Origin of the sequence: Paraliomyxa miuraensis (genome assembly GCF_026337845.1) — a bacterium.
In the GTDB taxonomy this organism is placed as follows: Bacteria; Myxococcota_A; Polyangia; order Nannocystales; family Nannocystaceae; genus Paraliomyxa; species Paraliomyxa miuraensis.
Genome location: NZ_JAOVZF010000144.1, coordinates 139,603 through 161,643, shown reverse-complemented (window position 1 = coordinate 161,643; position 22,041 = coordinate 139,603). Strand labels below are relative to the sequence as shown.

14 protein-coding genes and 1 tRNA gene are annotated in these 22,041 nt (G+C 71.2%); 5 read left to right on the top strand and 10 right to left on the bottom strand.

Annotated features, from left to right (window positions below):
- Positions 1–103 precede the first annotated feature (103 nt).
- Positions 104–1,225 (bottom strand): hypothetical protein, encoded by a 1,122-nt coding sequence (locus tag OEB96_RS11415; protein ID WP_266215590.1) that lies wholly within the window; start codon positions 1,223–1,225, stop codon positions 104–106.
- Between the two features lie 281 nt (positions 1,226–1,506).
- Between OEB96_RS11415 and OEB96_RS11410 the strand changes: the two genes are divergently transcribed.
- A complete protein-coding gene (locus tag OEB96_RS11410) occupies positions 1,507–2,820 on the top strand; it encodes a hypothetical protein (protein ID WP_266215589.1) in 1,314 nt (437 codons plus the stop codon).
- A 16-nt stretch (positions 2,821–2,836) separates the two neighbouring features.
- On the opposite strand, the gene OEB96_RS11405 is transcribed toward OEB96_RS11410, so the two are convergent.
- Together OEB96_RS11405 and OEB96_RS11400 are read right to left on the bottom strand one after the other, a co-directional pair.
- Positions 2,837–3,793, bottom strand: a complete 957-nt coding sequence (locus OEB96_RS11405; RefSeq protein ID WP_266215588.1) for a ribulose phosphate epimerase — start codon at positions 3,791–3,793, stop codon at positions 2,837–2,839.
- A 28-nt stretch (positions 3,794–3,821) separates the two neighbouring features.
- Positions 3,822–4,745 (bottom strand): hypothetical protein, encoded by a 924-nt coding sequence (locus OEB96_RS11400; protein WP_266215587.1) that lies wholly within the window; start codon positions 4,743–4,745, stop codon positions 3,822–3,824.
- A 247-nt stretch (positions 4,746–4,992) separates the two neighbouring features.
- On the opposite strand from OEB96_RS11400, the gene OEB96_RS11395 reads away from it, so the two are divergent.
- The 3 genes from OEB96_RS11395 to OEB96_RS11385 all read left to right on the top strand — a co-directional run bounded on the left by OEB96_RS11395 (position 4,993) and on the right by OEB96_RS11385 (position 9,972).
- Positions 4,993–5,130, top strand: a tRNA-OTHER gene (locus OEB96_RS11395).
- 245 nt (positions 5,131–5,375) lie between these two features.
- Positions 5,376–6,995 carry a TROVE domain-containing protein gene (locus OEB96_RS11390; RefSeq protein WP_266215586.1) on the top strand — a complete coding sequence of 540 codons (1,620 nt, stop codon included), beginning with the start codon at positions 5,376–5,378 and terminating at the stop codon, positions 6,993–6,995.
- Between the two features lie 37 nt (positions 6,996–7,032).
- The gene (locus tag OEB96_RS11385; RefSeq protein WP_266215585.1) at positions 7,033–9,972 is read left to right on the top strand and encodes a serine/threonine-protein kinase; all 2,940 of its coding nucleotides are present in this window, start codon (positions 7,033–7,035) and stop codon (positions 9,970–9,972) included.
- Positions 9,973–10,029: 57 nt separating this feature from the next.
- On the opposite strand, the gene OEB96_RS11380 is transcribed toward OEB96_RS11385, so the two are convergent.
- From OEB96_RS11380 to OEB96_RS11365, 4 genes are all read right to left on the bottom strand, one after another.
- Positions 10,030–11,535, bottom strand: a complete 1,506-nt coding sequence (locus tag OEB96_RS11380; RefSeq protein WP_266215584.1) for a DEAD/DEAH box helicase — start codon at positions 11,533–11,535, stop codon at positions 10,030–10,032.
- A gap of 158 nt (positions 11,536–11,693) precedes the next feature.
- A complete protein-coding gene (locus OEB96_RS11375) occupies positions 11,694–12,194 on the bottom strand; it encodes a hypothetical protein (protein WP_266215583.1) in 501 nt (166 codons plus the stop codon).
- Positions 12,195–12,366: 172 nt separating this feature from the next.
- Positions 12,367–13,641, bottom strand: a complete 1,275-nt coding sequence (locus OEB96_RS11370) for a DUF1501 domain-containing protein (RefSeq protein WP_266215582.1) — start codon at positions 13,639–13,641, stop codon at positions 12,367–12,369.
- A gap of 42 nt (positions 13,642–13,683) precedes the next feature.
- Entirely contained in the window at positions 13,684–15,447 is a 1,764-nt protein-coding gene (locus tag OEB96_RS11365) for a hypothetical protein (RefSeq protein ID WP_266215581.1), read from the bottom strand.
- Between the two features lie 233 nt (positions 15,448–15,680).
- On the opposite strand from OEB96_RS11365, the gene OEB96_RS11360 reads away from it, so the two are divergent.
- Entirely contained in the window at positions 15,681–16,634 is a 954-nt protein-coding gene (locus OEB96_RS11360) for an NAD-dependent protein deacetylase (protein ID WP_266215580.1), read from the top strand.
- On the opposite strand, the gene OEB96_RS11355 is transcribed toward OEB96_RS11360, so the two are convergent.
- The 3 genes from OEB96_RS11355 to OEB96_RS11345 all read right to left on the bottom strand — a co-directional run bounded on the left by OEB96_RS11355 (position 16,591) and on the right by OEB96_RS11345 (position 22,011).
- Positions 16,591–18,615, bottom strand: a complete 2,025-nt coding sequence (locus tag OEB96_RS11355) for a vWA domain-containing protein (protein ID WP_266215579.1) — start codon at positions 18,613–18,615, stop codon at positions 16,591–16,593. The two genes, OEB96_RS11360 and OEB96_RS11355, sit on opposite strands and share 44 nt — an antisense overlap.
- Before the next feature lie 68 nt (positions 18,616–18,683).
- A complete protein-coding gene (locus tag OEB96_RS11350) occupies positions 18,684–21,386 on the bottom strand; it encodes a serine/threonine-protein kinase (protein WP_266215578.1) in 2,703 nt (900 codons plus the stop codon).
- A gap of 61 nt (positions 21,387–21,447) precedes the next feature.
- Positions 21,448–22,011 (bottom strand): GNAT family N-acetyltransferase, encoded by a 564-nt coding sequence (locus OEB96_RS11345; protein WP_266215577.1) that lies wholly within the window; start codon positions 22,009–22,011, stop codon positions 21,448–21,450.
- Positions 22,012–22,041: the final 30 nt, after the last annotated feature.

The window sequence follows — 22,041 nt, the reverse complement described above, 5'->3', positions numbered from 1 at the left end:
GGCAACGAGCGATGCCGATCGCCGCTCGCGACGCCCGATCATCGCATCCATCCCACGCGCGCGCACCAGTTCGTGGAGGCCGGCGGAACGGCCTCCCTACGGACTACAAATCCGGGCGGAGTCGTAGCCCGAGGTTGAAGCTGAGCACCGTCTCGAGCTGCCCGCCGAGCCCCGGCCCGGTGACCTGCTGGCGCACGCCCGCGCCGATGTCCACGCCCACTCCGCCCTCCTTGGCCGGCTTGACGTAGGCCAGACCGCCGGCCACGTAGATCCGATCGTCGTCCTTGCTCTGGCCGCGGCCATCCCACAGCGTGCCGAAGCGGATGGGCACCGGGCCCAGCACGAATTCGGCGCTGCCGCCGTAGGCCATCCGCGTGTGCCTTTGGTGGTAGAACGACGAGAAGTCGTAGAGCCCGTCGAAGTTGAGGCTGAAGTTGGGGTTGTGCAGCGGGAACACCGACAGCCCGTGCTCGAACGTCAGCGGAAAGTCCGACAGCTCCGAGACGTTGCCGCTGTCGACCGAGCCCGCAGCCGCACCAGCATCGGCCAGGTCGAGCTCGCGGCGCTCGTGGAACGCGGGCGGGTGGTTGCCCACCACGTTGGTGGTCACGGCCGAGATCGCCGCCCAGCCCTGGAAGTTGAGCGTGGCGCTGAAATCGAGCCCGAACGTGCTCAGGCGGTCGTGCGCGTCGTGGGCCACGCCCATCGCATCCTTGTAGCGCAGGCTCGAGAACTGGTACTTGGGCTTGGCTCCGACCGCCAGCCAGTTCTTGACCACGGTCACCCCGATTGCCCCGAACGTCTCGTGCGCCACGTGGACCAGCTCGAGCTGCCGCTCCAGCGAGGTCTCGCCGTCGGCCGGCACGCGCACCGGATCGTCCGAGGTGAACGACACCGTGGGTGAGCCCCGCATCACCAGGTAGCCCAGGCCCACGGACAGCCGCGGGTTGTTGAGCGAGTCCATGATCACGAAGCCCAGCCCGTGCCGCTTGCCCGCGAGCCCCGCTTGATAGATCGGCTCGATCGCAAAGGTCTGGACGAACGGCATGTTCGAGGGGTTGATGAGCGCCGCGTTGGTCCCGAACGAGGACGAGCGCGCCACGCTGCCCAGCGAGAGATTGCGGGTGCCCTCCACCCCGGGGTGGGCCGAAGCCGGGGCCGACAGCCCCAGCAGGGCGGCCGCGACCGCAATCGGGCCGAGGGCGAGGCTCGCAAGTCGTCGCACGGTGGTCGTCTCCCCGGTCGTCCGGTTGGTCCCGCGTGCTTGCAATCCCCGTGCGCAGCGGGTCAGCCCGCCAGACGGCGGGAATTCGGTCGCCGAGGCGGGGTCGGGCGAGACATCCCGTCCCGAACGGTGAGCCGGCGTGCCGTTTCGTCGCGGGCGGTTGCGAGAACGCGGGAGCATCCGGCCTCGGAGCATACGGCTCGGGCGGATCGCGGCCAAAAAACCCCCGAGCCGACGCGGCGCGATGTGCTCCGCTCGGAGAGCGCGATACAGTGGCGCTCGTGGCGGCCGCGGGGGACGACCGATGGGACGTGGTGGTGGTGGGGCTTCGCGACCCCTCACAGGCGAGCGTCGTGATGGTGATCGCCGAGCTGGCTCACTACGCGAGCTTGCCGCCGCATGAGATCGAGAGCGCGCTCGAGGAGGGCGAGCTGTTCGTGCTCGGCAACATCGACCGTGCCGAAGCCGAGCGCGCCGCCAACGAGCTGTCCGAGCTCGGCGCCGTGGTCGACCTGCGCCTGACGGTGGAGAGCAGCCTGGTGTTCCCCGTGTTCAAGCCCGACGCCGAGCGCACCATCGGTCTCGCGGTGGGAGGGATCATCGACGACTCCGCCACCCCGCCCATGGTGGGCGAGTCCGTGAGCTTGCCCGAGCTCGAGCCCGACCTCGAGGGCGCGTCCGAGCCACGGGAGCGGTCACGGTCGAGGACCCCGCGATCGGGCTCGGCGTCGTCTTCGGATGATCTCGAGCTGGATCAACTCGGTGATCTCGGCGGCCCACCGGAGCTCGACCTGCCGCCACCGGACCCTCCGGCCGAGCCCTCTCCGCGGGCCAAGGCCAAGGCCGCTCCGAAGAAGCAGAAGGCCGCCCCGAAGCAGAAGGCCGCCCCGAAGCGGCCCAAGCCCGATGCCGATGATCTTCTCGGCGGCATCGACGATCTCGACGATCTCGGGCCCCCCATCGAGCTGGCGGCCAGGCCAGCCAAGCCCTCCGCCAAGCCGGCCAAGCCGGCCAAGCCGGCCAAGCCGGCCAAGCCGGCGGAGAAACCCGCGAGGAAGGCATCGGCGAGGGGCCCGAATCCGGGCGGTGGGCTCGAGCTCGACTTCGAGGCCGCTGGGCTCGGGCGACCTCCGCCCAAGGGTGGAATCCGCCCGATGGCAGCCGCTCCTCAGGCACCCACGGCCGAGCGCAGCAGCAGCCACATGCCCCGGCGGACGCGCGCGGGGCACATGGGCGGCACCGGTGTCTCGGCCGGCGGTCACGAGCGGGAGCCGAGCGGGCTCGCCGACGCGCTGCGTGCCGACGGCGTGTCCGCCTTGCTGGTGGGCCTGGTGGTGGGATCGCTGCTCGGCATGGGGCTCGGGATGGTGATGCAGCGCGGCGACGCCAAGGAGCAATTGCCTCCGCTCGAGGAGGAGCTCGCCGCGGCGCTCAACGATCCCGTCGGAGTCGCATCGGGCAAGCACCGCGATCCCACGGCCGTCGAGGGGGAGATCGACGACGTGCTCGGCGAGCTCCAGCGCAAGTTCCTGCTGTGGTGGTTGATCCCGGGCGCGGTGGTCGGACTGGGGCTGTCGCGACTGCGTTCGATGTGACGGCGCCGCGCCCTCGCTACATCGGCACGACGCACGCGCCCACGTTCTCGTAGCCAGGAGGCGCCATGCCGCGCTCGTACCACGGCAGGCACATCTGCCCGGGCAGACACGCGGGCATCGGGTCGGTGAGATCGCACAGCGGGCTGCAGCACCCGAGCGCCATGCAATCGGGCACGTACTCGGCCGCGAGGCACATCAGGCCCGGCTCGCAGGCCGCGACGAACTCACAAGGATCGCCCGGCCCGCCCACGCCCCCCGCAAACGGTGGCACGCAGACGAACTGATCCGCCCACGACACGCACGTCAGACCGCCATCGCAATCCTGCACCAACGGATCGCACGGAGCCAGGCACAGGGGCAGGATGCCATCGTTGGCCAGCACGCACACCAATCCGTCGGGACACTGGGGATTGCTCTGGTCCCCCGTACAGAACGGCACGCAGGTACCCTCGAGCGTCTCGGGATCCACGTCCCAGCACATCAGCCCGTAGTCGCAGCTGTCGATGCCGCTCACGCCGCTGCCCTCCACCAGGCATGGCTCGCCCTCGCCTGCGGCGTCGTCGACCACGGGTGAGCAGCGGGTGGCGTTCCAGGCGTTGCCGCCGTCGTTGGCCCACGGCATGCACTTCTCGCCGAGCGGGCAGTCCTGCGCGAAGACGTCGCACTCGACCGTGGGCGCCGGGTCGCCGAAGCTGTCGAGGAAGACCAGGCCCGTGTCCGCGGGCCCGGTCGTGGTCTCGTCGGGCGGAGGCGGCACCGTGGTTCCTGGAGGCACCGTGGTGGTGCCCGGCGGCACGCCGGTGGTGCTCGTGCTCGTGCTCGTGGGATTGGTCCCGGTGGTGCTCGTCGTGTCGTCCTCGACCTCGACCGTCGGGCCGCAGCCCAGGCCGAGCGCGAGCACGAGCACGACGGCCCACTGGCCATGCCTGGGCTCCTGCGAACGAACCCTCCTCGATGATGGATGCACGATCATTGGGTCTCCTCCGTTGCCTTGGCGCCATTCACATCGACGAAACGCAGATCCCGAGGTCCAACCCCCATGGGTCATCCCGATACCACGATGTGCACATCTGCCCCGGCAGGCACGACGGCATCGGCTCGGTGAGCTCGCAGAATGCGGAGCAGCATCTCGACGCCGGGCAGTCGGGCACCGCAGCCGCGTCCAGGCACGCGGCGCCGGGATCACACGAGTTCACGGCTTCGCACGGCCCGCCCGGCGCCCCCATGTCACCCGACTCATCGGGCAGGCACACGAACCCATCGGTCACCGGATAGCAGCCGTCGCCCGCCTCGGTGCAATCGACCAGCAGCGGATCACACGCATACGCGCACACCGCCAGCACCTCACCCGAGGTGAAGCAGAGCCGATCGGGATCATTGCAGCCCAGGCCGCCTCCGAAATCGCCGCACAGCGGAATGCACGTGCCCTCGTTGGTCCCCGGGTCCACGGTCCAGCACATCAGGCCGAACCCACAGGTGTCGAAGCCACCGTAGGGGCCGTTGGGGGTCGTGCAGGGATCGTCCGCCTCGCCCATCCCGAGGATCGGCACGCAGCGGGTGGCGTTCCACTCGGGGCTGCCGTCGCTCGACCACGGCACGCACTTCTCGCCCTCCCCGCAGTCCTGCTCGAACGGGTCGCAGCTCGGCGGACCCCCGAAGTCGAGGCCTCCGTCGAGGAAGAGCGCACCGCCGGAGTCGGCCCCGGTGGTCGTGTCGGGCCGCTCGGCCGTGGTGCCCGGCGGGGGCTCGGCCGTGGTCCCGGGTGGGGGCTCGGCCGTGGTCCCGGACGAGATCGTGGCCGGACCCGTCGAGCCGTCCGCGCTCGAGCCACTCGCATCGTTCCCGAGATCGATTGCCGGACCGCAGCCCAGGCTCGTCCCAACCACGATCGCCGTGGCCACGAGCACCAATCGCCGTCCTCGCACCAGGTGAGAGATACCACGAATTGGTGTAAGAAAGATCGGTTTCATGAGGAACGGTGGTTCACGGAAGTTCCGCCTCGTTCCCTATACTTCGAGATATATCAAGAGCCACATGGATAGCATGCGTCGCTCGTGATCCCGGGCCGCGGGCGGCATCGATCGCTTCAACCTCTCGAAACCAAACGAGGAACCCGCGGCCACGGGCTCCTTCGTGCTTCCGTGGCACGCCTCGTGCTTTTCTCGGGGAGCATTCGGGATAGCTCAACGGTAGAGCACGCCAAAGAAGATCATCCCCCGCTTCGGTTCCTCCCGTGAAGGGGCAGTGAGAGACGGGGTTCCTTCGAACCATTGATTGGTGAGGTTGCAGGTTCGACTCCTGCTCCCGAGTCCGAGCTCCATCGAGGCAGTGAGGTCCGCGGTTACTTCATTTGGGTTGAAACACACCGCGACCATCGTTCTCCTCGAGCCGAGCTCTACGGCCTTCACCTCTGTCTTCGCACGATGTCTGGGAGCGAAACGGGTCTCTCGTTCGCAATCACGGCCCAGCATCCGGGATGTCTTGCGACGACAGCGGTGAAGGCTCCTCCTTCTTCCCATCGCTCCCGCACCCGCGGGCAAGGGGACAGTGCAATCATGGCTCTCTTCCACCGAAGCAAGCGACTCGAGCACGACGACCGTGCCAAGGCCAACCTCGACTGCCACCGCAACTGGATGAACGGCACGTCCTACGCGATCACCGATCCCCTGCTGCGCCTGCGCATGGCCGCGGCGTCGTGCTTCTTCGGCGAGCCCATGTACTACCACCGCGATGGTGCCGACCGTCGGGCTCGTCGGCGTGCGCCCGCGTTCGCGTTGACGGATGCCGACGTGACGCGCCTGCGCGAGATGCTGGGGGCCGTCGATCCCCAGGACTGGCGGGGCCTGTCGCCCGCGGAGCTGATCGAGCGCACCGTCGACGAGGCGCTGGGCCACGATGCCGAGGCCACCCTGGCCGAGGCCGTCCGCCTGCGTCACGAGGCGTTCATCCGCACGACTCCCCAGGTGATCCTGGTCCGCGCCGCCAACCACGCGGCGGTCAAGGGCACGGGCCTGGTGCGGCGCTTCGGGCCCCGCATCATCGCCCGCGCCGACGAGCCCGCGGTGGGCCTGGCCTACCAGCTCCATCGCTTCGGCAAGCCGATCCCCAACGCGCTCAAGAAGGCGTGGCGCGACGCGCTGCAGCGCTTTCCCGCGCATGCGCTGGCCAAGTACCGCATGCAGACGCGCACGGAGAGGACGGTGGACGTGGTCAACCTCGTGCACCCCAAGAGCATGGCGGTGGACGAGCTGGCCAAGGGCACGCTGACCAACGACGAGCGCACGTGGGAGTCGATCGTCTCGACTCACGGCAGCACCCACGAGGCATGGACCCGTGCGCTGCCGGTGATGGGCCACATGGCGCTGCTCCGCAACCTGCGGAACCTGATGCAGGCGGGCATCCCCGCGCAGCAGGTGGCGAGCGCGCTGATGGCCGGCGCCCGCACGGGCAAGCAGCTGCCGTTCCGCTACTACAGCGCCTACCAGGCGCTCGGCTCGGATGCTCCGGCGGCCCTGAAGGACGCGGTGGAGGACTGCCTGATGACCTCGCTGGACAACCTGCCCTGGTTCGGCGGCCGCACCATGGCGCTGTGTGACAGCAGCGGCTCGGCGCAGGGCACCACCACGTCGGCCATGGGCACCATGAAGGTCTCGACCATCGCCAACCTCACCGCCGTGCTCGCGGCGATGCGGTCCGACGAGGGACACGTGGGCGTGTTCGGCGATCGGCTGAAGACGATGTCGATCCGCAAGCGCAGCTCGGTCTTCGACCGGCTCGACGCGGCCGAGCACGCGGCCAAGGACATCGGCCTGGGCACCGAGAACGGCATCTGGCTGTTCTGGGATCGGGCGATCCGCCAGCGCGAGCACTGGGATCAGGTGTTCGTGTTCTCGGACATGCAGGCCGGCCACGGGGGCCTGTACGGCACCACCCCCAAGGCCTACCGCGCGTACGCCTGGGAGGGCCGCGAGCAGTACATCGACGTGCCCAAGCTCGTGGCCAAGTACCGCGCCGAGGTCAACCCGGACGTGCGGGTGTTCTTGGTGCAGGTGGCCGGCTACCAGGACGCGCTGATGCCCGAGCACTATCGGCGCACGTACATCCTCGGCGGCTGGGGTCCCGGCCTGCTCGGCTATGCGGCCGAAATGGCCGCGCTGGAGCAGCAAGCCGCCTGAGGCTCCATGATGGCGCTGGCGGCGGTACGATGCCGTCGTGGATCCCGACAGCACCATGGTGGCGACGAGCTCGGCGGGCGAGGATACGCGCCCGCTGAGCCCGCGCTCGCGTGCTGACGCGGCGCCAGTGCGTGGCACCACCCTGGGTCGCTACCTGCTGCTCGATCGGATCGGCGCGGGCGGCATGGGAGTGGTGCACGCGGCCTACGATCCGGAGCTCGACCGGCGCGTGGCGATCAAGCTGATCGAGGCCAACGAAGGGCGCGGGGCGACGGAGGGATCGCGACGGCTGCTCCGAGAGGCACAGGCGCTGGCCAAGCTCAGCCATCCGAACGTGGTGGCGATCCACGACGTGGGCACCCACGGCGAGCTGGTGTGGATCGCGATGGAATTCGTCGAGGGTCGAACGCTCGGCGCATGGGCACGGGAGCGGGAGCCCAAGTGGCCGGAGCTGCTGCGCGTGCTGACCGATGCGGCACGCGGGGTCGCGGCCGCTCACGCCGCGGGCCTGGTCCATCGCGATCTCAAGCCCGACAACGTGATGATCGGTGTGGATGGTCGGGTGCGGGTGATGGACTTCGGGCTCGCGCACGGGCGCGGGGGCAGCGAAGCGAGCGAGGCTCCGGACCTCGAGGTCACCGAGGACGGGTACGTCGATCCCCCCGAGCCGGCGCTGTCGCTGCAGCCCAACAGCGCGCTGTCGCTGCGGCTGACCCGAGCGGGCGCGATCCAGGGCACGCCGGCCTACATGGCCCCGGAGCAGTGGGAAGGACGCGAGGCGGAGGCCGCCACGGATCAGTTCGGCTGGAGCGTGATGGCGTGGGAGCTCATGCACGGTGAGCGGCCATATGATGGTTCCACCCCGGTCGAGCTGGCGGCGGCCGTGCTGTCGGGCCAGCGCCGCGCGCCGCCTGGCCGCCGCCGCGTACCCAGGTGGCTGCGGCGGATCGTCGAGCGGGGGCTGGCGACCAGGCCCTCGCAGCGGTGGCCGACGATGGCGATCCTGGTGGCCGAGCTCGAGCGCGGCCGCGTGCGCTCGCGACGGCGGACGATGGCCGTGGCGGGGCTGGGGATCGCCGCTGCGATTGCGGGGTTCGTCGTGGAACAGCGGTGGTCGGAGGCGCAGCAGATCGCGGCTTGCGAGGCGCAGGGAGCCGTCATCGACGAGACCTGGAACGCCACCACGCGTGAGCAGCTGCGTGAGGCGCTGGTGGCTACGGGAGTGAGCTACGCAGAGGCGACGGCGGAGAAGGTGACGCCGTGGCTCGACGAGCGAGCGCAGGAGTGGAAGCACGCGCGCAGCGAGGCCTGCCTCGCGCTCGAGGTTCGCAAGACGTGGGGCGAGGACGCCTTCGACCGCTCGCAGTGGTGCCTCGAGCAGGAGAGGATCGAGCTCGAGTCGCTGGTGAACCGGCTCGCTCGGGCGGATGCAACCGCGGTGCAGCGAGCGGTCCAAGCCGTGAGCAGCCTCGGCGATGCGGACGCGTGCCTCGACGAGGAGTGGCTGCTGCGACAGCCGATGCCGCCGACGGAGGGGCGCGAGGCCGCGCGGCCGATCCGCGAGGCGCTCGCTCGCTCCACCTCGCTCGATCTGGACGGTGACTGGGACCAAGCGCAGGTCGTGGCCCAGCAGACTCGCAGCGAAGCCGAGGCGCTGGGATGGCCGCCGCTGTGGGCCGCTGCGCGCGCGCAGGAGGCCGATCTCCTGCAAAGGATGGGACGCTACGACGAGGCCGAGTCGATGATGGCCGAGGCGTACTTCGAGGCAGCCCGGGTGGGTGCGTGGTCGGAGGCCGCAGCCGCGGCCATCTCCGCGATCACGATCGTGGGTGCGTTGCAGGCACGTCCGGCCGAAGGCCGCCGATGGGCGCAGCACGCCAGCGTGGCGCTCGAGCATGCGGGGGACCGGCGAGGGCTCCTGGAAGCGCAGCGCCTGCACGCGCTCGGGGCCGTGCTGCGGGTCGGGGGCACGTATGACGATGCCCGCGAGCTCCTCGAGCGCGCGCTGGCGATCCGCGAGCGCGAGCTGGGCCAAGAGCACTACCTGGCGGCGGCGAGCCTGGAGCAGCTGGCGATCGTGCACGAGATGATGGGCGCCTTCGACGACGCGCTGAAGCTCTACCAGCGTGTGCTGACCATTCGGACCAAGGAGCTGGGACCCGATCATCCCGACGTCGCCAACACCTTGGGCAACCTCGCCGACGTGCATCGCGAGGTGGGCGACCACGACGAGGCCGAGTCCCTGTATCGACGCGGGCTCGACATCACCACGCGTGCGCTGGGAGCCGAGCACCCCAAGGTCGCGAAGTACCTCGGCAACCTCGGCGTCACCGCCAAGGCCAGGGGAGCCCACGCGGAAGCGCTGACGCTGTTCGAACGCGCACTGGCGATCCGCGAGCGCGCACTGGGGCCCATGCACCCCGATCTCGCCAGCACCCTGAACAACGTGGCCGTCGCGCACGAGGCCATGGGCGACCACGAGAAGGCCGGCCCGCTGTACGAGCGGGCGCTGGCGATCTGGGAGCATGCCCTGGGGCCCGATCATCCCGATGTGGCGAGCGCCCTGTCGAACCTGGCCAACATTCGCAAGGCCGCTGGCGCACTGGACGAGGCGGGAGCACTGTACGAGCGCGCGCTGGCGATCAAGGAGAAGGCGCTCGGCCCCGAGCATCCGCGGGTGGCGGTGAGCCTGATCCAGCTCGCCACCTTGATGCTCGAGCGCGGGGATCCGGCCCGAGCGCTGACGCTGTTCGAGCGGGCGGTGGTCATCCTCGATGCGCTGCCCGGCGTGCAGAACGGCGAGTATCAGGCCCACATGTTCCTGGCCAAGGCGTTGGTGGCCACGGGCGGCGATCTCGAGCGCGCGCTGAAGGAGGCCCGCTTCGCCCGCGACGGCTTCCGCGAGGGGGGGAAGGGCTTTTCCCGCGAGCTCGCGCACATCGAGGAGTGGCTGGCGGCGCACCAGCCCACGGGATGACTTCCGGGCCCGCCTCGCCAACGCGAGCTCGCGCTGGTGTCCCCGCCGGCTCGCCCCTCACTCGCCTGGATGGCCTGCCGATGCTCGTCGAGCGCCCCGACGATGGGTGGCCGGTCCTCGCGGCCCTCGTGTGTGGAGGCGCCCCCCGCGGCCTCGAAACCGGCGCCCGTCGTCGCGGGGCCCCCGCTCGTCGCATTCGCGTCGCTCGGGGGCGGCTGCGATCACCTCGACCTCCGCGGGCTCTCGGGGCAGCTTGGGCTCGGCCAGCTCGAGCAGCGCCGCGACCACCGTTGCGGGGTCGCGGCCCTCGAGCAGCTGGGTGGCGTACTGCAGGGTCTTGTCGGTCGGGCCCACCTCGGCGTCGAGCCGCGCATGGAGCTGCTTGCGCGTGCGCTTGGTGATCGCCTTGCGCACCTTGGCGGGGGTGGGAACCGGCTGCCAGTCGACCTGCACGCGCGCGGCGGCCAGGAGCCGCTCGACGTAGCCGCGGGCGCGGGGCGGGACCAGCAAGAGACTGCGTCCCCGTCGACCCGCACGTCCGGTCCGGCCGCTGCGATGGGTGTAGCCATCGGGATCCTGCGGCGGGGTCATGTGCACGACCATCGAGATCTCCGGGACGTCGATGCCGCGCGCGGCCACGTCGGTGGAGACCAGCACCTGGATGGTGGCGGTACGAAACGCATGCAGGGTGCGAGTGCGCTGGGCCTGGCTGAGGTCGCCGCTGAACGGCAGCGCCGCGAACCCGTCGCCGGCGAGCTGCTCGGCCAGGTCGGAGGCATCGCTGCGGCGATCCACGAACACCAGCACGCGCTCCCCCTGGGCCAGCAGCAGCGCGTTGACCAGGGCGCCGTAGCCCTGGCCGGGCGCGACCACTTGGCCGATGTGGGCGATGTCCTCGTTGGCCTCGCCCAGCACCGTGCCCTGCACGTGGAGCGTGCGCCCCTGGAAGCGATCGGCGATGTGACGCACCACTCCCGAGAACGTGGCCGACACCAGGTGACTGCGACGCTCGGCCGGGAGCGCGTCGATGATGGCCTCGAGCTCCTCGCGAAAGCCCATCTCCAGCATGCGGTCGGCCTCGTCGAGCACCACGTGCCCCACCGCAGAGCAATCGAGCACCTCGCTGCGGACGTGATCGAGCAGGCGCCCGGGAGTGGCCACGAGGATCGTGGGCGGGCGCCGCAGCATCCGCCGCTCGCCGCCGAGGTCGGTACCTCCGGTCACCACCTCGACGCGCAGGCCGGGAAGCTCGGCCAGCAGCCACCGCAGCTCGTCGCGCACCTGCACGGCCAGCTCGCGGGTGGGGGTGATGACCAGTGCCACCGGCCCACGCGGGCGGGGGGCGTCGGCCTGCTCGCGCTCGGCCAGCAGGCACCGCGCGAGCGCCAGGCCCAGGGCCACGGTCTTGCCCGAGCCGGTCTGCGAGGAGATCCGCAGGTCGTGGCCTTCGGCGTCGCCGTCGAGCACCGCCTGCTGAACGGCGGTGAGCGAGGTGAAGCCGCGACGCTCGAGGGCGATGCGAAGGGGGCCGGGAACACCGGCGAAGGGATCGAGCGTGCTCATGAGGCCTCGGCTGCCGTGGGCGAGACCGTCGATCGACCCCGCGAGCCGCACGCCATATCACCCTTTGGGACCCCGTGCGGGCGCGGGCGCGGGTACCGACCTCCGTTGCCTCACACGTTTTGCCGCTGGTGCCCGCACGAGGCCGTTGGTGGACCCGGTCACAGCCCCAGGTCGGCCTCGGTGGGCGCACCGCAGGCCAGCCACTCGCCGAGCAGCGCCCGCTCGTCCTCGGGGGGCGGGCCCACCGGGGGCATGGTGAAGTTCTGGTCGGCGGCGCGGATCCAGATGCGGTCGTCGAAGGCGCGGATGTCGTCGATGTCGTCGAAGTCGACCTCGATCGGCGAGCCCTGGCGCATGTCGGCGGGCAGCCGTGAGGCGTGACAGGTGGTGCAATAGCTCAGGATGAACGGTCCGCCGAAGTTCTCGTAGGTCAGGAAGCTGTCGTCGGGGCAGGGGCGCTCGTCGAGGCTGGTCCACGGGCCCAGGTCCTCGGTGTCGGCGGCATCGCCCGAGCCGGTCTCGTCGGCGGTGCCGTCGCCCGTGCCGCCGCTACCGGTGGCCTCGCCCTCGCTCGTGCTCGCCGTGTCCTCGCCCGAGGCACCATCGTCCTGCCCGTCGTCGCGACAGCCCGGCGAGAGGCCCAGGATCGCCGCCAGCATCGCGCCAAGGCTCGCAGCTTGTGGGCTGCGGGGGGCATGGCCAGCCCCCCCTTGGGGGGCACCCGGATGCGCGCTCGCAGCTCGTGGGCTGCGGGGGGCATGGCCAGCCCCCCCTTGGGGGGCACCCGGATGCGTGCTCGCAGCTCGTGGGCTGCGGGGGGCATGGCTGGTCCTATCCACAGAGCGCATGGAACGGCTCCTCGCCAGGGAGATATGTCGCCGCGTCCACGCCCACCGCTTGCAGCAAGCCCGCCGCAAAATTGCCGTACTGGATCTGCACGCCCCCGTCGTCGGGCTCGCCCGTGGCCAGATCCACGGTACGCCCGTAGAGCAGCTCGTCGGTACCGCCGAGCACGCGCCCGCCGGGCAGGCCGCCGCCGATCAGCATGGCGGAGGTCACCGGCCAGTGATCCTTGCCGCCGGTCGAGTTGAGCTTGGGGGTGCGCCCCATCTCGGACACCACCAGCACCACGGTGTCGTCGATCATGCTCTGGCCGGCCTGCATGCCGGGCCGCGCGGCGAGGTCGTCGACAAGCGCCTGCAAACCGGCGTAGAACGCATCTTGCAGCGGGATCTGGCCGAGGTTGTTCTCGTGGGTGTCGAAGCTGCCCAGCTCGATCTGCGCGGCGAACGAGAGCCCCTGCTCGAGCGCGTCCACGGCGAGCTGGGCCTGGAACGACAGATCGCCGGTGAAGCCGAAGTCGCCGAAGTCGGCGGTGGCGGCCAGCACGTCGGCGCGATCGATCGCATCGACGAAGTCCTGCAGGCGGCGTTGGTTCTCGCCGATCTGCCCCCGCGCCGCCAGCCGATCCTCGGCGCGACCGAGCACGTGGGCGCGGATGAGGTCCTCCTCGGTGGCGTCGAGCGGCAGCCGCGGGGTGAAGTCGGCGGGGCTGCCCACCGGGTAGGCACGCTCGGGCGCGAGCAGGGTGCCGAGCTGGTTGGCGGTGCCGGCCCGCGCGGAGATCGAGGCGTAGGGCCCCGAGAACGAGTTGCGGCCGAGCACGAGGTAGGGCGCCGCGAGCTCTGCCTCGAGCGCATGGGCCGTCATCGCGCCCATGTCGGCGTTGGTGTCCGAGGGCGTGCCGGTGAGCATGCGCTTGGCGCAGTCGGGGTGGTTCAGCGACTGCACCTGGATTCCGTTGACCACCGTGCACAGCGCGGCGTGGGCCTGGAAGAAGCTGGTCACGGCCGGCCGCGTGCCGTCCACGTAGACCGGCAGGCCAGCGAACTCCTGCACGTCGCCCGGCAGCGCATCGATGGTGGTGAGACCCGGCTTGGGGTCGAGCACGGCGGTGGGATCCCAGCCCCCCTCGGCCATCACGATGATGAGCCGCCGCGGCGGGCGATCGGTCCCGGCGCGAGCCTGGCGACGGTTCACGAGCGTGCCCGCTCCCAGCATGGCGGCTGCTCCCAGCAACATTCCCCTGCGAGTGATGATCGACATTGGTTCGTCTCCTCTTCGGTGGCGCCAGCCCACGGGGGTGCGTCAGTAGTAGGCGATCTCCACGTCCTGGAGCAGGGCGGTGAGGGTGACCTTCCAGGCCCGCGGCACGCTGCCCGAGTGGTCGAGCGCGGCCGCGAATAGATCGTAGCCGCGGTCGATCTCGGGGTCGTCGGTGGGCAGGGCGCGGGCGAGGATCCGCAGGTGCAGCTGGGCGAGCTGCTCGCGGATCACGGCCTCGTCGGTGTCGGTGTCGGTGACCTCGGTCAGCAGGTGGCGGCTGCCGAGGTTGGGGTTGGCGAAGTCCTGGTCGACCACGTGGTTGGCGGCCTCGCGGGCGAGGTTGCGCAGCACGAGGCTGGCGGTGGCGCTGTAGGTGTGCGACGGCTGGGTGACGAACAGCGCGTCGATGCCCCCGAGCAGCACGCCGTAGCCGAGGAACGAGTCGGCGAGCAGGTCGATGGGCGCCAGATCGAACTCGCTCAGATCCGTGCGCCACCCAAACCCGGTGAGGTCGTCGAACAGCAGCGAGAGCTGGACCGGGCGGGCCTTCTTGACGCCCACGGGATCGTGCATGCCCTCGTCGTCCGGGTCGGCATGCGACACGCGGAACTCGTCGTCGAGCACGATGGCCCGGACGAGCGCCTTGGCGCTCATCCCGCTGTCGACCAGCTCGCTCTGGAAGTGGGCCGCGGTCTGCAGCGGCACGTCCTCGAGGTTGATCTGGTGGAGGTAGGAGTAGAAGCGCTTGGCGGCGCACAGCGAGAACCGCGGGTCCTCGGCGATGAAGTGGCCGAGGTCGGCCAGGCCGTTGCCCGCCTGGCCGAAGTAGTTGGCATCGCGCACGGTGGCGCCGATGTTCACGAACACGTCGGGCTCGTAGGGGTCGTGCGGGTAGGTGACGTCGGAGGGCACGTAGACCGGCGACCAGTCCTTGAGGAAGCCCGCGAGCGTATCGAGGCCCTGGTGGCAGCTGGCGCAGGCCGGGTTCTCCACCACCGCATCGGCCACCGACTCGGGATCGGCCAGGTTCACGCTGGCATCGACCTCGATGTCGCGCGACAGGAAGTCGTAGCAGAGCAGCGCGCGGGAGATCGCGTTGGCGCGGCCGCGGTTGGCGTTGCTCACGGTGCTCTGGAAGCGCTGGAACAGCCACGGATCGGAGAGGATCCCCGCGTGGTCGCGCTCGTCTTGCCACTGCGACAGCTCCCAGGACTCGCCGTCGCCGTCGTAGGGGATGCCCCAGACCTCGGACACCACGCCGTCGGCCACGGTGTAGTCGGCGGTGACGATCTCGGTGTAGGGCAGATCGCTCATCACCACGTGCTCCACCAGGCGCAGCGGGGCCTCGGAGATCGAGCGATTGAGCCGGTAGACGTCCACGTCGGCCACGGGGCCCTTGGGGAGGAAGCCGGCGGGGAACACCAGGAAGTCGATCAGCGTGAGCAGGGCGTCGTTGTGCAGGTCGCGAACGATCGCGCCGAAGCGCGGGTCGTCGAGGTAGCCGTCGACGATGCCGGGGAGCGCATCGGGATCGTCTTGCACCGCGGCGAGCTCTTGCACGCTGGGTCGCACGCCGCGGATGGCCATGGAGATCCGCGTGAGGTGCTCGGTGGGCTGGAGATACACGGGCTCCGGGCCCATGTCGCTGGTGTCGTCGGCGGGCTCGCCCGAGTCGGCGGTCTCATCGACCGCCGCCGTGGCATCGCCCCCCTCCGAGCCGGTGCCCTCGTCGGACCCGGGCAGCGCGTCGTCGCGACAGGCCGTCGTCGACAGGGCCAGCGCCAGCGTCATGCCGATGCTGGTCACGAACGATCGGGTTGGGCTTGGTCTGCTCACGTCGTCGGTCCCCCTTGGCGGCCCCCATCGTCCAATTCGCGGGCCAGCCTGTCACCTGGATAAAGCCAGGAGATCTCGGGGGGTTGCGATCGGAGACCCCGGGTGGGGCGTTGCGGCGTTGCACGCTGCGACGTTGCAGGTCGCCACACCCGGGGTCGGGATCGAGGCCTGCGGGGCCGCTGCGTGGGGCTACTCTTGGGCTCGTGGACGCACGAGGCACCACCGCGGGCGCTCCGGCTGCCCCGGCCCTGCGCGGCGAGGAGGCGGTGCGGGCCCTGGTCGCGCTGCTGCGCGGACGGCGGGTCGTGGCGTTGGTGGGCGCGGGTTGCAGCACGGCCTCGGGCATCCCCGACTATCGCGGTCCCCACACGCGAGAGCGCGCGCGCAACCCGATCCAGTACCAGACCTTCGTGGGCGACGACGCGGGGCGGCAGCGCTACTGGGCACGCGCGATGGTGGGCTGGACGCGATTTCGCGCCGCACGGCCCAACCCCGCGCACGTGGCCCTGGCCACGCTCGAGCGCGCCGGGGTGGTGCGCGGGCTCATCACGCAGAACGTGGACCGCCTGCACCACGCCGCGGGCAGCGAGCGGGTGGTGGAGCTGCACGGGGCGCTGCACGAGGTGACCTGCCTGTCGTGCAAGGCGGTGGAGCCCCGCGATGCACTGCAGGCCCGGCTGCTCGCGCTCAACCCCGACTGGGATCGGGCGACGCTCGCCGAGCTCGCCGAGCAGGCGCCCGATGGTGATGCCGAGCTGCCCGCCGACCGGATCGCCGGCTTTCGGGTTGCCGGCTGCGACCGCTGTGGCGGCGTGCTCAAGCCCAAGGTGGTGTTCTTCGGCGAGAACGTGCCGCCCGACGTCACGGCCACGGCGTGGTCGCTCTTCGCCGAGGGCGAGGTGCTCCTGGTGGTGGGCTCGTCGCTCACCGTGTTCTCCGGCTATCGATTCGTGCGCAAGGCGGCGCAAGTCGGGATGCCGGTGGCGGTGATCAACCTCGGGCCCACGCGGGGTGATCCGTTGATCGAGCTGCGCGTGGACGATCGGGTCGAGCAGGTCCTGCCGGCGCTGGCGGAGCAGCTCGGAATGAGCACAGTGGATCCCGCCGTGGCGTTCACCCCTGCAGATCCACCGCCCAGCGCTTCCACTCGTCGTTGAAGATCGGCGGCAGCGGGGTCTCCCACACGCCATCGACCAGGCACTGCTCGAGCACCGCGTCCTTGGCCCCGCCGATCGTCGGCGGCTCGACCTGCACGATCTCGTCGAGGGTGGTCTCGAGGGTCAGCCGGATCGCACGCATCTGCCCGCCGCACGCGTCGAGGGCCTCTCGCACGCGGCGCTCGAGGATCTCCTGCCGCATGTCCCGGCCGCCGAAGCCGATCATGCCCGTGCTGCCGAGGCCGATGCTCCCCGATCCACCACCACCGCCCCTGCCGATGAGGCCGAGACCCTCGCTCTCGTCGAGGCCCTCGGTGGAGGGGCGCACGCCGGGCTCGATCGCGAGGTAGCTGGTGACCGGCGAGACCACGCCGCCGTGGAGGGCCAGCGGCATCATCTGCTCCTCGTCGAGCTCGTAGAGCAGATCGTCGCCGAACAGCAACGCGGCCCAGCGGCGGCCCTGTGCCGCATCGGGGAACACGGTCTGCTTCACGGGGGTGCTCCAGAGCTGGCCCTCGATGCGCAGGTGGTCGACCGAGTCGGTCACGATTGTGAAGACCGCGAGTCCCTGCCCCTCGTCGAGGGTCTCGGGGATGTCGGTCCGAGGATCGGACAGCGGGGCGACCGCGACCTGCAAGTGATCGATGCGCACGGGACGGGCGAGCTCCTCGAGCACCGCGTGCGGCTCGTCGCGTGGGCCCTCGGGATCGAGGGCGAGCGCCCAGGTCACGCCACCCGTGACGGTGGCGACGGAGGCCCACTCGTGGTCGTCGAGACGCTGCAGCGAGGCCTCGCCGGCCTCGACGGTGCCCACGTGCACGATGGCGCCGGTCCGCTCGGCGAGCGTGCGCAGGCGCTCGGGCTGGAGCGCGTCGCGGGTGCGGGCGTCGGTGAGCAGCAGCACCCGGCGCGGGCCCTCGGGGGCGTCCTCGAGCAGCGCATGGGCGCGGGCCAGCGCATCGTCGACGGCGCTGCCGTTGGCGCCGGGCAGCTGCAGGTGATCGAGATCGGCGATGGCCTCGCGCACGGGCACGAGGCCATCATGGCGCGCCGAGACCTTGCGATCGAAGGTCACGACCTCGGCCTGGGCGCCCAGCTTGGAGCCGGTGAAGTGCTCGAGGTAACTGCGCGCGGCCGCGATGGCCACCTGGCGCTCGACCTCGCCCATGGAGAACGAGCCATCGATCAGCACCACCACGCGGGCGTTTCTGGGGATCGTCGAGAGCGTGGGCGCGAGCGCGACGTCGTAGTGCAGCAGCACGCCCTCGGCCCCGAACGGCACGGCGGCGAGGGTGGCGTCGATGCGGGGGGCCCGATGGCGGGCCAGCGCGAGCTCGCGGTCGTCGTCGAGGATCAGCGGGTAGCCGCGCGCGACGGGATCGCCGTCGACGAACAGCTGATCGCGGGGGTCGACGGTCTGCAGCACGACGCGCGCGGGATGGGCCTCGGTGCCCATGGCGGGCAGCTCGAGGTGATCGCGGCCGTCGTCGTACTCGGTGGGGATCTGCAGGGTGTACTCCACGGTCTTGTCGGTGCCGGGGGCCACCGGGAACACCTGCAAGGCCAAGAGCGACTGGTCGCGCCACGACAACAGCGCGGGGTCCTTGGGGTAGTAGCCGCCGATGCCGGTGAGCTCCTGGTAGCGCGCCGCCGCCAGCTCTGCCTCGAGCAGCTCGCCCTGAAACCAGTGCGGGCGGCCCCGCAGGGTGCCCTTGGTACGCAGGCCGGTGGCCACCGCGCCGGACGGCAGGTCGAGGAACATCACGGCCTGATCATGACGCTCACCCCCGTTGAACACGGTACGACGGGCACGGAGGGTGGCCACGCCGTGGTCGAGCACCAGGTGGATCTCGTGCGAGCGCTCGACCAGCTTCTCCGAGCGGGTCCCCCAGACCTCGTCGGCAGCCGCGGTGCTCGGCACGAGCGCGGCGAGCAGCGAGAGGGCGGCGACGAACCTGCGGGGATCCGGGCGGGAAGGCATGACCGCCGCACGACACTGCGGGGGCCAGAAGGTTCCCGACCTGCGACCGGACCTCGATCGCCGTGGCCTCACGGCGAGGGCGGGAAGCTCGGGGCGGGACTTTCGCGTACGAGATCCTCCGCCTCGCGTCCGCTCTCCAGGCGCTTCAGGAACGCGTCGACCCGAGCCGCGCGCTCGGTGTGTCCGTGGCTCTCGAACGAGTCGCGGGCGGCCCGGGCCATCACGCGAGCGGCGGTGGGATCCTCGGCCGCGGTGGCCTGTGCGAGCCCGAAGCGCACGCGGGCAAAGTCGAACGGCGAGGCCCCATCGGACTCGGCCAGGGCGAGGGCCTCGGTGAGCACCTCGCGGCCGGCCGCGGCGTTGCCCCGGGTGATCTCCGAGTCTCCGAGCGCGTAGAGCCACGGCATCAGACCGTCCTCGTCGGGATCGGCCCGGCGCCGCCGAATGGCCAGGCCGCGGCGCAGCACCACCACCGCCTCGTCGTGGCGATCGGCACGCCGCAGAACGGTGCCGAGGTTGTAGAGCGCGCTGGCCACCTCCTGGTGCTCGGGGCCCAGGATGCGCTCGCGGGCCTCCAGCGAGCGGCGCAGGGCCTGCTCGGCCTCGTCGTAGCGCCCGAGCGAGCCGAGGGTGAGCCCCAGCGTTCCCAAGATCCGTGCGGTGTGCGGATGATCGTCGCCCCATACCTCCTGGGCGCGCGCGAGGGCGAGGCGCAGCTGGGCCTCGGAGTCCTCGTAGCGGCGCGCATAGGACAGCGCGCGGCCGAGGTTGAGGCGCGCGGTGATGAGGTGGGGATGGTGCTCGCCCAGCTCCTGCTCGAGCAGGGTGATGGCCTCGTGGTGCAGGGCCAGCGCGCGCTCGTGGTCGGGCCGGCGGGCGCGGGCGACCGCGGTGGCCATGTTGCCCAGCAGGCGCGCGCGCAGCAGCGGCCGCGGGCCCAGGCCGTCGAGCTGGGCCAGCGACTGCTCGCCCAGGCGAATGGCCTGATCGGTGCGATCGCGATCGGTGCCCAGCACGTAGACCTGGTAGATGCGTGCGCGCAATCGGGTCAGCTCGTCGCCCGACGACTCGGCACCCTCCATCGCCACCAGCAGCGCCTGCTCGGCGGCGGGCTTCTCCCCTGCCTTGAGCAGCAGCCGCCCCTGCGCAAGCGCGGCCTCGGCCTCCAGCGAGCGATGGCCGGCCTCCCTCGCGGCTTGCTGGGCCTCGGTGGCCGCGTCTCGACCCGCCGCGAGCTCGGCGTCGTAGTGATCATTGCCCTCGGAGGTGTCGAGCACCGCCAGCGACCGCCGGGCCCGGGCGAGCGCCCGGCGAGCTCGGGTCACCGCCGCCTCGCGCTCGGGGGAATCATCGGTGGGCCACGCCATCAGGCGGCGATCGTCGGCGCACGCGCCGAGATCGGGCAGGCGCGTGGCGGCATGGGCGGCATCGACCACGGTGGCCTCGTCGGCCGTGACCAGTCCGTCGGCGAGCAGGTCGAGCGCGGTGCGAGCGTCCTCGAGACAGCGCTGCTGGCGAGCGCGACGGGCCGTCGCCGCTTCGGTCGAGACCAGCGCACCGATGCAGCTTTGTTGAGCGGCTTCGACCCACTCGTCGGCATAGGCATCGAGTCGTGGCGCGAGGGCGTTCCACACGTCGTCGGCGTAGGGCAGCGCGGTCGCGTGCACACCCCGGCCCGAGGCCTCGCGAGCGGGCTCGTCCCACACGTCGGCCAGGCGCTCGGCTTCGTGGCTGCACTCGTCGCCGGGCGAGCCCTCCACGCGCATCGCCATCGCCACGGTGCCGGCCAGCGCGACCACCACCACGCCGCCCACGAGCACACTCCCGCGGGCGCGCGGGCGCAGGGCGGCGAGCAGGGCGTCCATGTCGGGCCAGCGCTGCTCGGGATCGACGGACAGGCCGCGCCGCAGCGCTCGGAGGATCCTTCCCGGGACCGCGCCGGCCTTGGAGTCGGCCACGCGTCCGCTGGTGACCGCCTTCATCAGCGAGCTCGCGTCCTCACCGGGGAACGGGCGCTCGCCCAGGAGCGCCTCCCAAAGCGACACGCAGAAGCTGAACTGATCGCTGCGAGCATCGACCGCGTGGCCGAGCCACTGCTCGGGCGACATGTACGCGGGCGTACCCAGCAGCGTGCCCGTGGCCGTGAGGCTGGCGGGGGTCGCGGTGTCGAGCCGCCCCGGGGGCAATGCGACGGGTGGCGCTGGCTCCGAGCCGTCCTCGGTGGTCGCCGCACCATCGGCCTGCTCGCGCGCGAGCCCGAAGTCGACCACCCGCGCGCGGCCCTCGGCGTCGACCACCACGTTCTCGGGCTTGAAGTCGCGATGGATGAGCCCCTTGGCATGGGCGGCCGCCAGACCGCGACCCGCCTGTTCGAACAGCCCGAGGACGTCTCGCCAGGGCCGCGGCGGCGCCTCGTCGAGCCAGGCCCGAAGATCGCGGCCATCGATGAGCTCCATCGCCACGAACAGGTGCCCGTCGGCCTCGCCGACCTCGAACACCATGGCCACGTTGGGGTGCGACAGGCGGGCCATGGCGCGGGCCTCCTGCACGAGCCGCGCCCGGGTACTCGCGTCGCCCATGCGCTCGGCCCGCAGGAGCTTGAGCGCCACCTCGCGCTGCAGCTCGGGGTCGAAGGCCCGCATCACACTGCCCATGCCCCCCGAGCCGATCGGGCCGAGCACGGTGTAGCGACCCACCGACACGGGGTGGGTCGGCTTGCCGAACAGCTGCGCCTCGACGGCCGCCTGCACCATGCGAAGCTGGATGTCCACGGGGCCCCCCGAGGGTAGCAGGCCGCGGAAGTCGCGGTAGGGCGAGGGCCGCGGATCTCGCCTACGTCGCCCCGGCCGACCACTCACGGGCGAGCACCGCGTAGATGCACAGCGTGGTCCACTCGCCCTTCCAGAAGTCGGCCTCGCGCAGCTCGGCCTCCTGACGCATGCCCACGCGCTGCAGCAGGCCGCGGACGGCGACGTTGCGGGCGTCGGCCTGGGCGAGCACGCGGTGCGTGCCGTGGTGCTCGAACAGCCACGCGATCATGGCGCGCAGCGCCTCGGTGGCCAGGCCCCGGCCCTGGTGGGCGGGCGCGAGCGTGACGCCGAGCTCCACCGTGTCGGGCTGGGCGGCGACGAAGTGAAGCGCCAGGTCGCCCACCAGCACACCGCTGCCCCGCTCCTCCAGGGCGATCTGCGTCCACGTGCCGGGGGTGCCGAGCGCGTGTGCCTGGTCGTTGCGCAGGAATTCTTCCGCGTCGGCCATCGACCAGTCCTCGGTCCACGACTGGTAGCGCGCAACGTCGGGGTTCGAGCGGTACGCGACCATCGCGGGAAGATCACCCGGACCGAACCGACGCATGCGAAGGCTCGTGGTGGTGGGCAAGGGCACGTCGGGGTTCATGGCGCGGGAGTATGCCAAGCGTGCGAGTTC